Below are 15,169 nucleotides of genomic sequence, written 5' to 3' on the forward strand. Positions count from 1 at the left end.
TTTTAAGGTTTGCTTTTTTAAAAGCATTTGTTTTTTCAATTTTTTTCTCACCCATCATTGCTATTTGTAACAATGATGCTATAATGTCCAATACCTTCTCTGTACCCTAACTTTCTTCATTTTGTGAATGTTCCATAAATTGGCGGCGCTTAAAACAGGTTTAACTGTTGTTAAAATGCCTGCACTGGCAATGGTTTCTTTTGTTTCGGCGGTTAATTGTGCTACTTCTAAGTTGGTTAGGTTAGCGAACAATTGTTTTTGTTGTGGTTTCATTTTTTTATGTTTTTAAGATGATTTGTATCATTGACCACACAAAGATGCAACTTTATTTGGTACTATGCAACACATAGTACCAAGTTTATTTTAGTAATAGGCTGACTAAGGAATTGTATTCAATTATTAAGTTATTGACAATCAATGATTTAACTAGAAATTTAAATATTTTTTCTTGGCTTGAATTGGGATGAGCGGTAAAATAAAGTGATAAAAAACAAAAGCTAAACTAGTAAAATGTGTAGCATTTCAATTTTCTGTTACAATTGGGGGGTAGAATAAGCGTATAATTCTATCATCAGGGCGGTACTGCTGCCACAACACTCGATTTATATTCCAAAATATTTATCTGTTTATGTTAGAATATATAACTAAAATAAGTATTTTGCAATAGGGGTATTTCCCTTTAATGCACAATGTAGTAGTATAAAATCATTAGATGTATATGCATATTGGTAAACATTTTTTTACTGTGATACGAAGCCTGCTATTGCTGATGCTGCCTTTACTCTCTTTTCAGTTTGTTGCAACTCAGCCAACCAAAAATGGTTATGCAGTATATCAGTTTTTGAATGGTAATAATTATGAAACCATTGATTTTTGGTTTTCTGCAGATACCTATATATACAATGTTAGAAGAAAAGATTTCAGAGCAAGCAATGATTATAAAAGCAGAATTATAACATTGTCGAAACAAGATTCGCTCAATTTTGAAAAGGTGATTGATACAATTAACAAGAAGAATCAAGCACTACCTCCCAGATACATATATGGTAACCTACGTACAAATTTTACTTTACAAAATGAATTAGACGCCGATTTACATCCGGTTTGTGTGATAGATACCCTTCATTTTATTAGCTGGGAGGTATTGTCTGATACGCTCACCATTAATGGATTGTTGTGCCAAAAAGCAAAGGGTACTTTTGCCGGAATGCAATACGATGCCTGGTTTGCACCCTCCATACCTGTTTCGGTGGCACCCCTTCAATTAAGGGGATTGCCCGGGCTATTGGTAAAGTTAAATAACCTCAATACACATACACAGGTTATCATGACTTATTTAGAATGGCCGGCCAAACAATGGGTGAAAGCAACGCCTTGTAATGCCGCCTCAGCTATTGGAAGAACGGCTTTTAACGAACAGGCAAGGATTTTAGAAGCAAAACATAGGAAAAATATAAGTAGTTCTAAAACCATGATTGAACTGTTGAATGTAATTGAACAATAGTTTATTCAAAATTTTATTTATTTTAAAAATAAAAAATATTTACTGAAAAAGTTACTTTTTTAACTTATAGTAACTATTCCAGTTTAAATGGCATAGCAACAGTATTACCCCACCCCCTCATACACAATGGCTGCACCCTGCCCAACCCCTACACACATAGTAGCCAGTCCATATTTCGCTTTGCGCTTTTTCATTTCATGCACCAATGTAGTGGAAATACGGGCTCCGCTGCATCCCAAAGGATGGCCTATTGCAATGGCACCTCCGTTTACATTTATTTTAGCAGGATCTAGTGATAAATCGCGCAGGCAGGCAATACTCTGGCTGGCAAAGGCTTCGTTCAATTCTATCAAATCCAGATCATTGGCTTGTAGGCCGGCTCTTTGCAATGCTTTACGGCTGGCAGGTACCGGGCCAATACCCATAATGGAAGGATCCACCCCGGCAGTACCCATACTTACTACCCTGGCTAAAGGTTGTAAGTTGAATAATTTTATGGCCGCTTCGTTGGCTAATAATAAGGCCGAAGCCCCATCATTAATGCCGCTGGAATTGCCGGCTGTTACCGAACCCTCTTTGGCAAAAGCGGGTTTTAAACCGGCTAATTTTTCCAAACTCGTTGGGCGCGGATGTTCATCTTCGGCAAAAACAGTGGGCGTTTTGTTTTCGGTAATTTCAACCGGAATTATTTCATCTTTCCATTTACCTGCAGCCAATGCAGCTGCATATTTTTGTTGTGAGGCCCATGCAAAAGCATCTTGTTCTTCCCGGCTAATATTCCATTGTTTGGCCACATTTTCAGCCGTTTCGCCCATATTATACGGGTAGTACATGGCCGCTAATTTTTTATTGGTAAAGCGCCAGCCAATGGTGGTATCGTAGGTTTCGGTTTTACGGCTCCAGGCACCATCGCTCTTGGCAGTTACAAAGGGCGCTCTGGTCATGCTTTCCACGCCACCGGCTATATATAGCATCCCATCACCACAGGCAATGGCCCTGGCTGCATCCATAATGGCTTGTAAACCACTGGCACATAAGCGGTTTACGGTATTGCCACCCACGGTAACCGGTAATCCTGCCAACAAAGCGGCCATCCTGGCTACATTCCGGTTATCTTCTCCGGCCTGATTGGCAGCGCCGGCAATTACATCTTCAATCCTATTTACATCTATATTCGGATTGCGTTGAATTAAGGCGGTTATCATCAATGCCAGTAAATCATCAGGCCGCATGGTGCTTAATTTACCGCCATATCGGCCAATAGGGGTGCGTACCGCATCAATTATATAAACGGGTTGCATATATAAACTATTTTTAATTAATTATCTTCAAATAAATGTGTTGCAAAGGAAAACAAATCACATTATCCGGCAAAATATATCGCTTGGTGCTTCTCTGCCTATCTTTGCAGCATGAATCAATTACCGAATATACGTGCGTTGAGTAACGAACAGCTGGCTGAGTTTATGGAAAGCATTGGCGAAAAAAAATTCAGGACCCAACAAATACAAGAATGGCTGTGGCTGAAACATGCAGCCGGGTTTGATGATATGACGAATTTAAGTAAGGCACTCAGGCAACAGTTATCTGAAAATTTTTCTCTGCCTGCATTATCCATTGATACTACTCAAAACAGCGCCGATGGTACCGTTAAAACCCGCTTTACTACCTTCGACGGGCATAAAATTGAAGGTGTTTTAATTCCTACCGATGAAAGAAAAACGGCCTGTGTTTCCTCGCAAATTGGTTGCAGTTTGAGTTGCAAATTTTGCGCTACCGGTTACATGGATAGAAAACGCAATTTAAATTTTGATGAAATTTATGACCAGGTCATGCTCATTAACCAACAAAGTGAAGCCCTGTACCAAAAAAAGTTAACCAATATTGTATTTATGGGCATGGGCGAACCCTTGTTGAATTATACCAATGTGTTAAAAGCCATTGATCGCATTACAGCAGAAGATGGTATTCATATGAGTGCAAGGCGTATCACAGTATCAACCGCCGGTGTAGCCAAACAAATTAAAAAGTTGGGCGATGATGGCGTGAAATTTAAACTGGCGCTTTCCTTGCATGCACCTACCGATGCCAAACGCAACGAAATTATGCCCATTAATGAAACCAATAACCTGAAGGCATTGGTGGAAGCGCTGAATTATTTTTATAATAAAACCAAAAATGAAATCACTTTCGAATACATTTTATTTAAAAACTTTAACGATTCACAAAAAGATGCCGACGATCTGATTAAATTATACCGTCAGGTTCCTGCCGATTTGGTGAATATTATTGAATACAACCCCATCGATGCATTTGCCTTTCAAAAACCGGATGAAGAGGGTATGGAACGATTTATGCAGTATTTAGAAAAAAACAGGGTAAATGCCCGTTTACGGAGAAGCAGAGGAAAAGATATTGATGCAGCTTGTGGCCAATTGGCCAATAAAGGCAAATAAGGCAATCGAAATGTCCTTATTAAATCGTTAAGAATAGCCTTTCATGCACTTTGAACTGCATTTTTCATTATTTTCATGTTTCAGTAAACCTATATGCTATTTGTATTTCATGCACTGCATGATACGTTGAATCAATCATGCAAATGTTTAGCGCACTGTTAATACAATAAAAATCAAAACATGAGCACATGAAAAAAATTTGGAGTGTACTTTCATTAGCCTTGCTATTCAGTTTTGGGGCAATGGCACAACCTTATCACTTTAAAGGCAAAAGCAAACACCGCCATGCCTGGCACAAACACATCAAAAAGTATAATAAAAAACGTTTATAACCAATCGGTATAAGCAGGCACTATGCCTCAAATACCCTTCGCTGCATTATTTTCCGTAGTTTTGCCTTGCCTGTTGTAAAACAGTAAACGAAAATATATGGCGAAAGCATTTGAAAAGTTTATGGATAGCAGCCCTAAGGGTGCTAAGAAAAAAGAGGCCATACGCCAGGAAAAAAGAAAAGCAAAAGCAGCTTCCCGTGCAGAAGGTGAAGCATTCCGGAAAAAACAATGGGAGAAAAAACATGGCATTGCACCTGAAGTACCTGCCTCAATACCCCCATCAAAAAATGTAGATAAAACAGTACGTAGCCCTAAAAAAGAGGAGCGCCGTTTTTCTAAATCATCTCCCCAATCAGCTAAGCAAAAAGCAATAGCTCCTGTTACCACAGTAGCTGCCGACCCCCAGGCACCTATGCCATTAAATAAATTTTTGGCACATGCGGGTATTTGTGGAAGAAGAGAAGCGGCTGAACTCATTAAAGCCGGACAAGTAACCGTAAATGGGGATACCATTTTTGAACCGGGTTTTAAAGTATTGGGTAATGAAGATGTTAAATGGAAAGGCAAAAAAATATTTCTGCAAAAAAACTTAGTGTATATACTGCTGAATAAACCGAAAGATTATATTACCACAGCTAAAGACCCCGAGGGGCGGAAAACCGTGCTGGATTTGGTGAAAGATGCTGCCAAACAAAGGGTATATCCGGTGGGCAGGTTAGACAGGAATACAACCGGTGTTTTATTGCTCACCAACGATGGGGCATTGGCGCAAAAATTAACGCATCCTTCTTTTCAGGTGAAGAAAATTTATGAGGTTAAATTAGATAAACCTGTTGCCAAAAAAGATTTGGAGGCCTTACTCACGGGCTTTCATTTGGAAGATGGATTTATTCAGGCCGATAGCGCTGCTTATGCCGATGCAAAAGATAAATCGGTAATTGGTATTGAAATTCACAGTGGCCGTAACCGCATTGTACGCCGTATGTTTGAACATTTGGGCTATGATGTGCGTGGGTTAGACAGGGTTTTGTTTGCCGGCCTCACCAAAAAAAATGTAGACCGGGGTACCTGGCGCTTTTTAAACGAAAAAGAAATCAGGAACTTAAAGTTTATGAACGGAGCCGGATTGGCGAAAAATGACCATAATACTGCTCATTAGTTTTAGTTATCATGCAATTGGATATCATTTTTGAAAATAATTATTTTGTTGCCATACACAAACCATCGGGTTTATTAAGTATTCCCGACCGGATAGGAAAGGAGCTGAGTTTAAAAGATATATTGAAAGAAAAATATGGCAATATCTTCACCGTTCACCGATTAGATAAAGATACCAGTGGGGTAATTGTTTTTGCCAAAGATGAAGCCACCCACCGCTCGCTCTCTCAAATGTTTGAAGCAAGGGAAGTGAAGAAAATATATCATGGCTTGGTATATGGCGTTCCGGTGCATACAACAGGCACTATTGATGTACCCATATTTGCACATCCCGGTAAAAATGGTTTAATGGTAACAGGCAACAAGGGTAAACCTGCTATTACTGATTATGCATTGGTAGAAAGTTTTGGAAAATATGCCTGGATGCAATTTCAAATTCATACAGGCCGTACCCATCAAATTCGTTTGCACATGAAGTATATTGGGCATAGTATTGTTTGCGATGCTTTATATGGCAATCCTGCACCATTGCTGCTTTCTTCCATTAAGCGCAATTTTAAATTAGCGAAAGCGGTGGAAGAAGAGAAACCATTGCTACAACGATTGGCATTGCATGCTACTGGATTATCTTTTGAATGGAACAATGAAACATTCCAATTAGAAGCGCCCATCCCTAAGGATCTTCGTGCTGTATTACAACAATTACGTAAGTGGTAATATTGCTGTTTTCTTTAAATGATGAAATTAGCTTTACTCTTACTGCAAATAAGTATAACGAAAACATTAATAGTGTTATCATTTATTTTGAATGAGTCTATGAATTTTAATGAATTATCATATAAAATAATTGCTGTGGCTGTAGATTTTCATACCCAATTAGCACGGGGATGATTAGAGTTTGTTATGAAACCACTTTGGCCTGTAATTTAAGGGAATGAGGGCTTGAAGTGAAAACACAGGTTCCCATGCCATTGGGTTATAAAGCAGTGAAGCAGGATATTGGTGATGGGATTGATACTTGTTGAAAATAAGGTAATTATTGCGGTAAACTGTGTTGAAAATATAGCTGCTGTTCATTTTGCTCAACCATTAACCTATTTAAAACTGGCAGATAAAAAGTTAGCACTGCTTATTAATTTTAATACAAAACTTTTGAAAGACGGTATGCACAGAATTGTGAATCGATTATAAATATTGCTCTATATTGTTCTTCGCGCTCTTTGCGAGGAAAAATAAGTTGCACGCCAAGCACGCTAAGTTATTTCGCGAAGCACGCAAAGTATTTTTTTTGGTACTAAAAATGCCAACACACAGCCTACCCACCTCCGGCTGATTTACAAGACTTCACCAAATAATTATTCATAGATTTTTCAGTGCAATAATTATGGGAAGAAAGAAAACCTGTTTTACCAGAACCGTTTAATTAAGCAGGCGATATTCATTCGGTGAATACCCAACACGTTTCTTAAACATCCTGCTAAAATGTGCAGGGTATTTAAATCCAAGATCATAAGCCACTTCACTTATTGATTTCTTTGTGTCAAATATTTTTTCCTTCGCAGTATCAATTAATTTTAATTGTATAAATTCTTGTGCTGTTTTGCCGGCTTCCTTTTTTATCAAATCACCAAAATACTTTGGAGATAAATTAAGTTGTTCAGCACAATAAGTAACCGAAGGCAATCCTAAAATCTGTGGTTTATCCGACTGAAAATACTCATTCAGTAAACTTTCAAATCCTGTTAATACATCTTTATTAATATGTTCTCTTGTCACAAACTGCCGGTCATAAAAACGAACGCAATAATTCAAAAACAATTCAATATTACTTACAATTAAAGTTCTGCTGTGTTTGTCAATAGCATGCGCCAACTCATACTGTATTTTCCTGAAACATTCCACCACAATCGCTCTTTCGGAATCTGACACATGAAGGGCTTCGTTTGAATCATACGAAAAAAAATCATACTCATTTATATGTTTGCCAAGATGCGTTCCACGTATTAAATCCGGATGAAACACTAATGACCAACCTGAAGGTTGCACCATCTTCCCACGCTCCTCAAATCCGAATACTTGTCCGGGTGCAATCAATAAAAGTGTACCTTCCTCATAATCGTAGTGATTGCGACCATATTTTAGTTCGCCACATATTACGTCTTTTAAAAAAACAATGTACAACTCAGAAATATAACGTGCCTCTTGCACCGGCTTAGAATGAGCGTTATCGAGAACACTTACCAAAGGGTGTAGTGTTTTTTGCCCTCTGTCTCTGTTGAACTGAGCCACGGTTTCTATTTTATTAATTTTTCCCATCAACTATGTTTATCGAATAGTAAAATTAAAGCAAGTAAAGTATAAAACCTATATTTCAAAAGCCATTCGGGAATAATGGTAAGGGAAACAGGAATAAGTATAATAAGCAGATGAGAAATGATATTGAACTTTATCATTTCAAAATCATAATCATCTGCCGGAGCATTAAAATACCCGGCAACACATAAACAAATACAAAAGATGAAAAAAAAGCAAATCTTTCTGACATTAATTGCCGTCTTGGTATTTGCAATCGGAGTGCAAGCTCAATCTACGAATGATAGTACTGGAACACCGAAGAAATATCAGGCAAAAGCGCCAACAACAAAAGCTTTTGGGAAAGAAGCATTTACATCTTCTAACACAACTACGATTCGCTGGTTAGGCATGGCTGGTTTCCTTGTAAACAGTAGGGGCACAACCTTTATGATTGATCCATTGCTGGAGGGTTACGATATGCCTCTGTTAATGAATTTTCCCATCAAGCCAAAAGATGTTCCACACCTAGATGCCGTATTTGCCACTCACAGCGACAACGACCACTACAGTGTTGCAACCTTTAAAGATTTAGCATCTGTTACAAAACAATTTCATTCCACTATATATGTTGACTCGTTGATGAAAAACGACGGCTTGCATTCTTATGGGCATTATATTGGCGAAACCTTTAATGTTGGTAAAATATCTGTTAGGCTAACCCTTGCAGACCATGCATGGCAAAATAGCTTTCCGAAACCCGGGCAACGGTATTACGAACCCGGAGATGCTTGTGGCTTTTGGTTCAATACACCCGATGGTTCTATTTGGGCACCTGGCGATTCACGCTTTATGCAGGAACAACTGCACATGCCCATACCTGACGCTATTCTGTTTGATTATTCAGAAGATGCTGCTTTTCATTCAGGTTTGGAAGGTGCGGTAAAAATAGCAAATGCTTATCCTAATACCCCGCTAATACTCGGTCATTGGGGCTTTGTAGATGCGCCGGATTTTATACCATTCAATGGCGACCCGGAACGTTTAAAAAAACTGGTACTAAACCCTGAACGCATAATAGTTTTAGCACCGGGTGAGCCTTTCACACTTAAACGCTCGAAAAAATTATAAAGAAAAATGCCACACATTATAGTTAAAATGCTTTCTGGTCGGAGTGATAAACAGAAACAAAAACTTGCAAAAAAAATTACAATCGTTGGAAATATAAGCAACGCTATTAATGATGCTTATAAAAAGAATTACACCAGCAGTACTTATCTATCTCCTGTGATTAGTAATCGTGCCTCTGCCTATACATTAAAAATAATTCTGAAATAATTTCAACACAATGAAACACCTCCTCTTAACACTTATAATTATCAATTTCTCCGTGTCGCATTTAATTGCACAAAATTCAAGTAAGCAAACAAATAAAAAAGATACTATGAATAGAATAGAAAGATCCAAACAAACATACGAGCAACTATTTAGGCAGGTACAGTCTGTTTCCGGCTCTGATGATCCTGAACTAATCACCATTCTGCAACGCTTTATTTTCGGTGAAGTTTTTTATATCGGCAATATTAGTGACACAACACGTGAACTTATCACTATAACAGCCCTTGCAACCAATCAAACTTTGCCGCAATTGAGACCGCATACCAATGCTGCCTTAAACATTGGTGTAAATCCGATTGAAATACGGGAAGTAATTTATCAGTTAGCTCCATTTATTGGTTATCCAAAAGTGTTGAATGCTCTAGATTCTATCAACAGCGTTTTCAAAGACAGAGGAATAAAACTGCCTTTGCAAAATGAAGCAAAAATAGCAGACAGTGAAAGATTTGATAAAGGGAAAGAAATACAATCTCCCATTTACGGCGAAGGAATGAAACAAAATATGAAAGATTTGCCGGGTGAATTTGCAGATGCCATTCCCCGAATATTAACTGAGTCATGTTTCGGCGATTTCTATACAAGAGGTGATTTGGATATTAAAACAAGAGAGTTAATGATATTTTGTGCATTAGTTACATTAGGCGGTGCCGATAAACAAATGGGTTCACATGCAGTTGGCAATATGAAAGTGGGCAACAATAAAGAAACCCTTCTTTCTGCGTTGATTCAACTCTATCCATATATCGGATTCCCAAGAATAGCTAATGCTATTTATGCAATTAAAGATGCAAAAGTTGAAACGGATGTTCATTAATACAACAACATTATTTCATTCAATAAAATTTTTAAAATGAAAACACTACAAAAAAGAAAATTGGGCAACAGCGGACTTGAAGTGTCTGCACTCGGTCTTGGATGTATGGGCATGAGTTGGTCTTACGGTGCAGCAAAAAACAAACAAGAAATGATTCAACTCATTCATTCGGCAGTTGAACGTGGCGTAACATTTTTTGATACAGCGGAAGTATATGGTCCTCTCACCAATGAAGAATTAGTCGGTGAAGCATTAAGGCCTTTCAAAAATGAAGTGGTGATTGCAACCAAGTTTGGTTGGGAACCTGCAAATGAAAACGAAGTTAATGCAAGATGGAATGCTTTAAACAGCCGACCGGAGCACATAAAGAAAGTGGTTGAAGGTTCGCTGAAAAGATTAAATGTAGAAGTTATTGATTTATACTACCAACATCGAGTTGATCCAAACGTTCCAATTGAAGATGTAGCAGGGGCAGTAAAAGATTTAATTCAGGAAGGTAAAGTAAAATATTGGGGACTTTCCGAAGCAGGGGCGCAAACCATTCGCAAAGCACATACTGTGCATCCGGTGGCTGCACTGCAAAGCGAATACTCACTTTGGACAAGACAGCCTGAAAACGAAATTATACCAACACTGGAAGAATTGGGCATAGGCTTTGTTCCTTTTAGCCCACTTGGTAAAGGATTTTTAACAGGAAAGATTGACGAAAACACACAACTTGATAGCAATGATTTCCGAACTACAGTTCCCCGTTTTAGCGCCGAAAATCGTAAAGCAAACAAAGCATTGGTTAACTTATTGAACCAGTTTGCCAAACAAAGGAATGCAACACCTGCACAAATAGCTTTGGCTTGGTTACTGGCAAAAAAGCCGTGGATTGTTCCAATCCCGGGCACAACAAAATTGAACCGGTTAGAAGAAAATCTTGGAGCTATGAGTGTTGAACTTAAACCTGACGATTTGAATGAAATTGAACAGGCGGCTTCTGAAATTAAAATAGAAGGGGCACGGTATCCGGTAGCTGCAGAACGTATGACAGGGCTTTAATATGAAATTGAAAAAGGAGGAATTAAAATGGCAAAACATGAAGAAATAAAAAACGGAGTAATTTTTCCAGTCGGTGAGAAAAATGAAGCCTATGCACAATATTTTATAGGACAAAGTTATCTTAAAGGATTAGTTACCGATCCTCAAGTGAATGTTGGAGTTGGAAATGTGACCTTTGAACCAGGATGCAGAAATAACTGGCATATGCATCGTAATGGGTTTCAAATATTATTGGTTACAGGTGGCGAAGGGTGGTATCAGGAAGAAGGGAAACCAGCACAATTTTTAAAAGCAGGTGATGTAATAGTTACCCACGATGGAGTAAAACATTGGCATGGTGCAACAAAAAATAGTTGGTTTGAACACATCGCAATCACTGCCGGAAAACCCGAATGGTTGGAGCCGGTTGATGATGAAACGTATGATAAAGTACAAGACTAAATACGGTAATAGGTGGTACTGTATTGGTTGAAATGGTTTATGTTTTTGACAACAATTTGCTTAGCGACACCTCAAATGAACAAACTAAGTTTCAATTAACGTCCTATACACAACGAAGTATTGAATATTTTATAGAAAAGGCGACATTCGAAGCGCAATGAAAACATTTGGATAAATTTAAATTGACTTTCATTTTAGATTCTGGAGGCTAAATCATGTAGCTATTCACAAAGAGCAGTATGGAGAAATGAAAAAGCCAATATAGTATCAGCTTTCAGATAAAATCATTTCAAAGGCAGATGGAGGTTAGCCACAGGAAAAGTGAGAAGATGGTGGGTATTATAATTATGTTTTGAATAGAACTATGGCCCATCAAGACCTTTTACCAAGTACGAAATAGACAAGAATTTCTTAATAAAAGCAATAAAAAAACCTTGACTTTTCCTGAAACAGGTTGTCTAAAAATCAGCCAATTTCTGGACATCAAAAATCAAGATATTCCGTAACCCGGAGATGTATCTCTGGCAAGTTGTTCTCCGGCAGAGCCTGCTTCCGTTTGGTGTTCAATGCAAATGTAAACCTAATTGAGGATTACTGAAAACGTGTACACTTGTAACCGGATTTAAAACCAAAATAGTGTTAACTTTTTTCAGGAAGGTACCCAATCTCTGTTTTTGTATGCTTCATTTTTCTATTTTCATATTTCATTCAAAAAAATATGCTTAAAAAAATGAGAGGTTGTTACATTTGCACAATTTCATACTCATGAGCAATAACCTTCTACACAACGAATCCATCCCCTCTGCAAGAAAAAAAATTATTGTTTTAGGAAGTGGCCCTAACAGAATTGGCCAGGGTATTGAATTCGATTACTGCTGTGTGCACGGCTTATTAGCCATTAAAGAATGTGGTTATGAAGCCATTATGGTAAACTGTAATCCGGAAACTGTTTCCACCGATTTTGATATGGCCGATAAATTGTATTTTGAACCTGTGTTTTGGGAACATTTGTGGGAAATTATTGAGTTAGAGCGACCGGAAGGGGTTATTGTTCAATTGGGCGGACAAACCGCATTGAAATTATCGAAACGCCTACATGAAAAAGGCATTAAAATTATCGGTACCTCATTTGATGATATGGATATTGCTGAAGACCGCGGCCGTTTTAGCGATTTATTGAAACAATTGGATATTCCTTATCCTGAATATGGCACCGCTTTTACTGCCGATGAAGCCATTGAAGTGGCCAACAGAGTGGGTTATCCGGTGCTGGTAAGGCCGAGTTATGTTTTAGGCGGACAAAGAATGCGGATTGTAATTAATGATGAGGAAGTTGAAAAAGCAGTAGTGAGCCTTTTAAAACATATTCCGGATAATAAAATATTAATTGACCATTTTTTAGACCGTTGCCAGGAAGCAGAAGTAGATGCCATTTTTGATGGCGAAAACTTTCATGTAATGGGTGTTATGGAACATATAGAGCCGGCAGGTATTCATAGCGGCGATAGCAATGCCGTGTTGCCCGCATTTAACCTAAGCCCTTTGCTGGTGGAAACCATGGAGTATTACAGCGAGAAAATTGCACGTGCTTTAAATATAAAAGGGTTGATTAATATACAATTTGCCATTAAAGGCAATACGGTGTATGTAATTGAAGCCAATCCCCGTGCCAGTCGTACCACACCATTTATTGCAAAAGCCCATCAGGTACCTTATTTGAACATAGCTACCAAAGTAATGCTGGGCGCTGCAAAATTGACCGATTTTGTAATTGAAAAGAAATTAGATGGATATGCCATAAAAGAACCGGTATTCAGTTTCGATAAATTCCCCGGTGTAAGTAAAGAGCTGGGTCCTGAAATGAAAAGCACCGGCGAAGCCATCCGATTTATTAAAGATTTACGCGATCCTTACTTCAGAACCCTGTACAAGGAAAGAAGTATGAATTTGAGTAAGTAATCGAAAAGAAACTTTTTGGAACTTAAACCGGTGCTTCCGTTATTGAAGTATAACATTGAGGCAGTGCATAACTGAGCAATGGTTTCAATGAATTACAACTGATTAATATCTACCAATTTATTTCTTAATGCATAAATGGCTAAGCCCATACGGCTGTGTACATTCAGCTTTTCAAAAAGGGCATTGCGGTAATCATCCAATGTTCGGGGACTGATGAACATGCGTTCGGCTATATCTTTGTACGTAAGTTCTGTACAAATTAAACGTAAAAAATCTTTTTCTTTTTCGGTGAGTGTTTCGGGTTCAGAGGCTTTTTGGGCGCCACTTTGCAAACCACTGATTACTTTACCGGAAATGGTATCAGATAAATAAAAATCTTTTTCCAACACTGAATCTAAAGCACCATTCAATTCTTCCGGTTCTACATTCTTCATTAAAAACCCTTTGGCGCCCAATTTTATCATCTGAATAATATTGGTATCATCGCTTTCCATTGAAAGCGCCAAAATTTTAATGTGCGGATAGTGCTTGGTTAACCAACGGGCTGTTTCATACCCATCCATTTCAGGCATATTAATATCTAACAGCACAATATCGGGCAATACCTGTTTACTTAATTTTTCAATAAATTCTTTACCATTACTGGCTTCAAAAGCAACGGAATAATTTTCGTAACTGCAAATTAAACGGGCTAAAGCACTGCGCAATAAAACATGATCGTCAACTACTGCTACTTTATAGGATGGTATATTATTGGCATTGCCAATCATAAGTCAGTGTTTTGTTGTAAAATATTGGTGGTTGATAAAGGTAAAATTATTTTAACTTCAGTTCCATGCTCTAAGATACTGCTAATTTCTATTGCTGCATTAATCATTTTTGCCCGGTTATGTAAATTGCTTAACCCAAGGCCGGAGTTTTTAGATGCTTCTTCCATTTTTTCTTTTACAGTAAAGCCCACGCCATTGTCTTTAATACTCAAAACAAATTTATCTTCTTCCGGATAATACATACAAATATCAATAGCAGTAGCATGCGCATGTTTAATAATATTACTGAGTGCTTCCTGAAACATGCGGAACAAAAATATATTGGTTTCTTCATTAAATTTTACCTGAAAATTACTGGTAGGGTATTCAAATGTTACCTGGTATTTGCCAGTTTCTCTTAAACGGTCTACTTCATTTGAAATGGAGAATTCCAAATTAATTTTTTCTGCTTTTTCGGTATGCAGGGTTTTGGTGAGGCGCGATATATCGGCAATTACAAACTTCAAACTATTGGCAGAGCTTATCAGCATTTCTTTGGCCTCTGGTTTTTGCAGCATACTGCGGGCAGTACTTACCGTTAATTTAATAACCTGTAATTGCTGGCCAATGCTATCGTGCAGTTCCTGAGCAATATTGGTCATGGTACGTTCCTGTACCAAAATTCTTTCCCGTAAAATTTGTTGTTCATGCCTTTGTTTCAGCAGGGTCATTTCTCGTAAAAAATTATGCTGCCGCCGTTGGTACAACAAAACCATGCCTACAATGAAACCTACCAGACTAAAACCTAGTACGGTACCAAGGACAATGATAGAGGTGATTTCGTTACCTTGAATCGGCATAAGAATGCAATACTAAACATTGTGTACAATATTATATTCAAAATCTGGATGAAAAGATTAAAATTTTTTAGTAAAGCATGTGGTAAACTCATTACAAAATTGGTAAAGCCATAAATGGGGAAACTTACCGCATAATAAAACAATAAACCGCTGCAAATC

The 15,169-nt window shown here is 37.9% G+C and carries 17 protein-coding genes; 12 read left to right on the top strand and 5 right to left on the bottom strand.

Annotated elements, in window-relative coordinates; all coding sequences use genetic code 11:
- Positions 1-78 precede the first annotated feature (78 nt).
- The gene (locus A0F92_RS11420) at positions 79-273 is read right to left on the bottom strand and encodes a hypothetical protein (protein WP_068246025.1); all 195 of its coding nucleotides are present in this window, start codon (positions 271-273) and stop codon (positions 79-81) included.
- Between the two features lie 445 nt (positions 274-718).
- Between A0F92_RS11420 and A0F92_RS11425 the strand changes: the two genes are divergently transcribed.
- Positions 719-1,504 (top strand): GLPGLI family protein, encoded by a 786-nt coding sequence (locus A0F92_RS11425; protein ID WP_167517050.1) that lies wholly within the window; start codon positions 719-721, stop codon positions 1,502-1,504.
- A 104-nt stretch (positions 1,505-1,608) separates the two neighbouring features.
- On the opposite strand, the gene A0F92_RS11430 is transcribed toward A0F92_RS11425, so the two are convergent.
- Complete coding sequence (locus A0F92_RS11430; RefSeq protein ID WP_068246034.1) at positions 1,609-2,805, bottom strand: acetyl-CoA C-acyltransferase; 1,197 nt, start codon at positions 2,803-2,805, stop codon at positions 1,609-1,611.
- A gap of 111 nt (positions 2,806-2,916) precedes the next feature.
- Between A0F92_RS11430 and rlmN the strand changes: the two genes are divergently transcribed.
- From rlmN to A0F92_RS16085, 5 genes are all read left to right on the top strand, one after another.
- The gene (gene rlmN, locus A0F92_RS11435; RefSeq protein ID WP_068246037.1) at positions 2,917-3,960 is read left to right on the top strand and encodes a 23S rRNA (adenine(2503)-C(2))-methyltransferase RlmN; all 1,044 of its coding nucleotides are present in this window, start codon (positions 2,917-2,919) and stop codon (positions 3,958-3,960) included.
- Positions 3,961-4,148: 188 nt separating this feature from the next.
- On the top strand, positions 4,149-4,292 hold the full coding sequence (locus A0F92_RS15660) for a hypothetical protein (protein WP_167517051.1): 144 nt from the start codon (positions 4,149-4,151) through the stop codon (positions 4,290-4,292).
- A gap of 97 nt (positions 4,293-4,389) precedes the next feature.
- On the top strand, positions 4,390-5,451 hold the full coding sequence (locus tag A0F92_RS11440) for a pseudouridine synthase (RefSeq protein WP_068246040.1): 1,062 nt from the start codon (positions 4,390-4,392) through the stop codon (positions 5,449-5,451).
- An 11-nt stretch (positions 5,452-5,462) separates the two neighbouring features.
- On the top strand, positions 5,463-6,167 hold the full coding sequence (locus tag A0F92_RS11445; RefSeq protein ID WP_068246043.1) for an RluA family pseudouridine synthase: 705 nt from the start codon (positions 5,463-5,465) through the stop codon (positions 6,165-6,167).
- A 288-nt stretch (positions 6,168-6,455) separates the two neighbouring features.
- Entirely contained in the window at positions 6,456-6,641 is a 186-nt protein-coding gene (locus tag A0F92_RS16085; protein ID WP_394330971.1) for a GxxExxY protein, read from the top strand.
- 228 nt (positions 6,642-6,869) lie between these two features.
- Here the strand turns inward: A0F92_RS16085 and A0F92_RS11455 are convergent, their stop codons facing one another.
- Positions 6,870-7,766 carry a helix-turn-helix domain-containing protein gene (locus A0F92_RS11455; RefSeq protein WP_068246046.1) on the bottom strand — a complete coding sequence of 299 codons (897 nt, stop codon included), beginning with the start codon at positions 7,764-7,766 and terminating at the stop codon, positions 6,870-6,872.
- Between the two features lie 201 nt (positions 7,767-7,967).
- On the opposite strand from A0F92_RS11455, the gene A0F92_RS11460 reads away from it, so the two are divergent.
- The 6 genes from A0F92_RS11460 (at position 7,968) to A0F92_RS11485 (ending at position 13,401) form a co-directional block, all read left to right on the top strand.
- The gene (locus A0F92_RS11460) at positions 7,968-8,873 is read left to right on the top strand and encodes an MBL fold metallo-hydrolase (RefSeq protein WP_167517052.1); all 906 of its coding nucleotides are present in this window, start codon (positions 7,968-7,970) and stop codon (positions 8,871-8,873) included.
- A 6-nt stretch (positions 8,874-8,879) separates the two neighbouring features.
- Positions 8,880-9,080 (top strand): tautomerase family protein, encoded by a 201-nt coding sequence (locus tag A0F92_RS11465; RefSeq protein WP_068246055.1) that lies wholly within the window; start codon positions 8,880-8,882, stop codon positions 9,078-9,080.
- A gap of 106 nt (positions 9,081-9,186) precedes the next feature.
- Positions 9,187-9,954 carry a carboxymuconolactone decarboxylase family protein gene (locus tag A0F92_RS11470; protein WP_253810403.1) on the top strand — a complete coding sequence of 256 codons (768 nt, stop codon included), beginning with the start codon at positions 9,187-9,189 and terminating at the stop codon, positions 9,952-9,954.
- Positions 9,955-9,990: 36 nt separating this feature from the next.
- Positions 9,991-11,001 carry an aldo/keto reductase gene (locus A0F92_RS11475; RefSeq protein ID WP_068246058.1) on the top strand — a complete coding sequence of 337 codons (1,011 nt, stop codon included), beginning with the start codon at positions 9,991-9,993 and terminating at the stop codon, positions 10,999-11,001.
- Positions 11,002-11,028: 27 nt separating this feature from the next.
- Positions 11,029-11,442 carry a cupin domain-containing protein gene (locus A0F92_RS11480; protein ID WP_068246062.1) on the top strand — a complete coding sequence of 138 codons (414 nt, stop codon included), beginning with the start codon at positions 11,029-11,031 and terminating at the stop codon, positions 11,440-11,442.
- A gap of 765 nt (positions 11,443-12,207) precedes the next feature.
- Positions 12,208-13,401 (top strand): carbamoyl phosphate synthase preATP-grasp domain-containing protein, encoded by a 1,194-nt coding sequence (locus tag A0F92_RS11485; protein ID WP_167517053.1) that lies wholly within the window; start codon positions 12,208-12,210, stop codon positions 13,399-13,401.
- Between the two features lie 92 nt (positions 13,402-13,493).
- On the opposite strand, the gene A0F92_RS11490 is transcribed toward A0F92_RS11485, so the two are convergent.
- Positions 13,494-14,171 carry a response regulator transcription factor gene (locus A0F92_RS11490; protein ID WP_068246065.1) on the bottom strand — a complete coding sequence of 226 codons (678 nt, stop codon included), beginning with the start codon at positions 14,169-14,171 and terminating at the stop codon, positions 13,494-13,496.
- Entirely contained in the window at positions 14,168-15,010 is an 843-nt protein-coding gene (locus tag A0F92_RS11495; protein ID WP_167517054.1) for a sensor histidine kinase, read from the bottom strand. Before A0F92_RS11495 ends, A0F92_RS11490 begins: the two co-directional genes overlap by 4 nt.
- Positions 15,011-15,169 lie beyond the last annotated feature (159 nt).

Origin of the sequence: Hydrotalea flava, assembly GCF_001623405.1 — a bacterium.
Lineage (GTDB): Bacteria > Bacteroidota > Bacteroidia > Chitinophagales > Chitinophagaceae > Hydrotalea > Hydrotalea flava.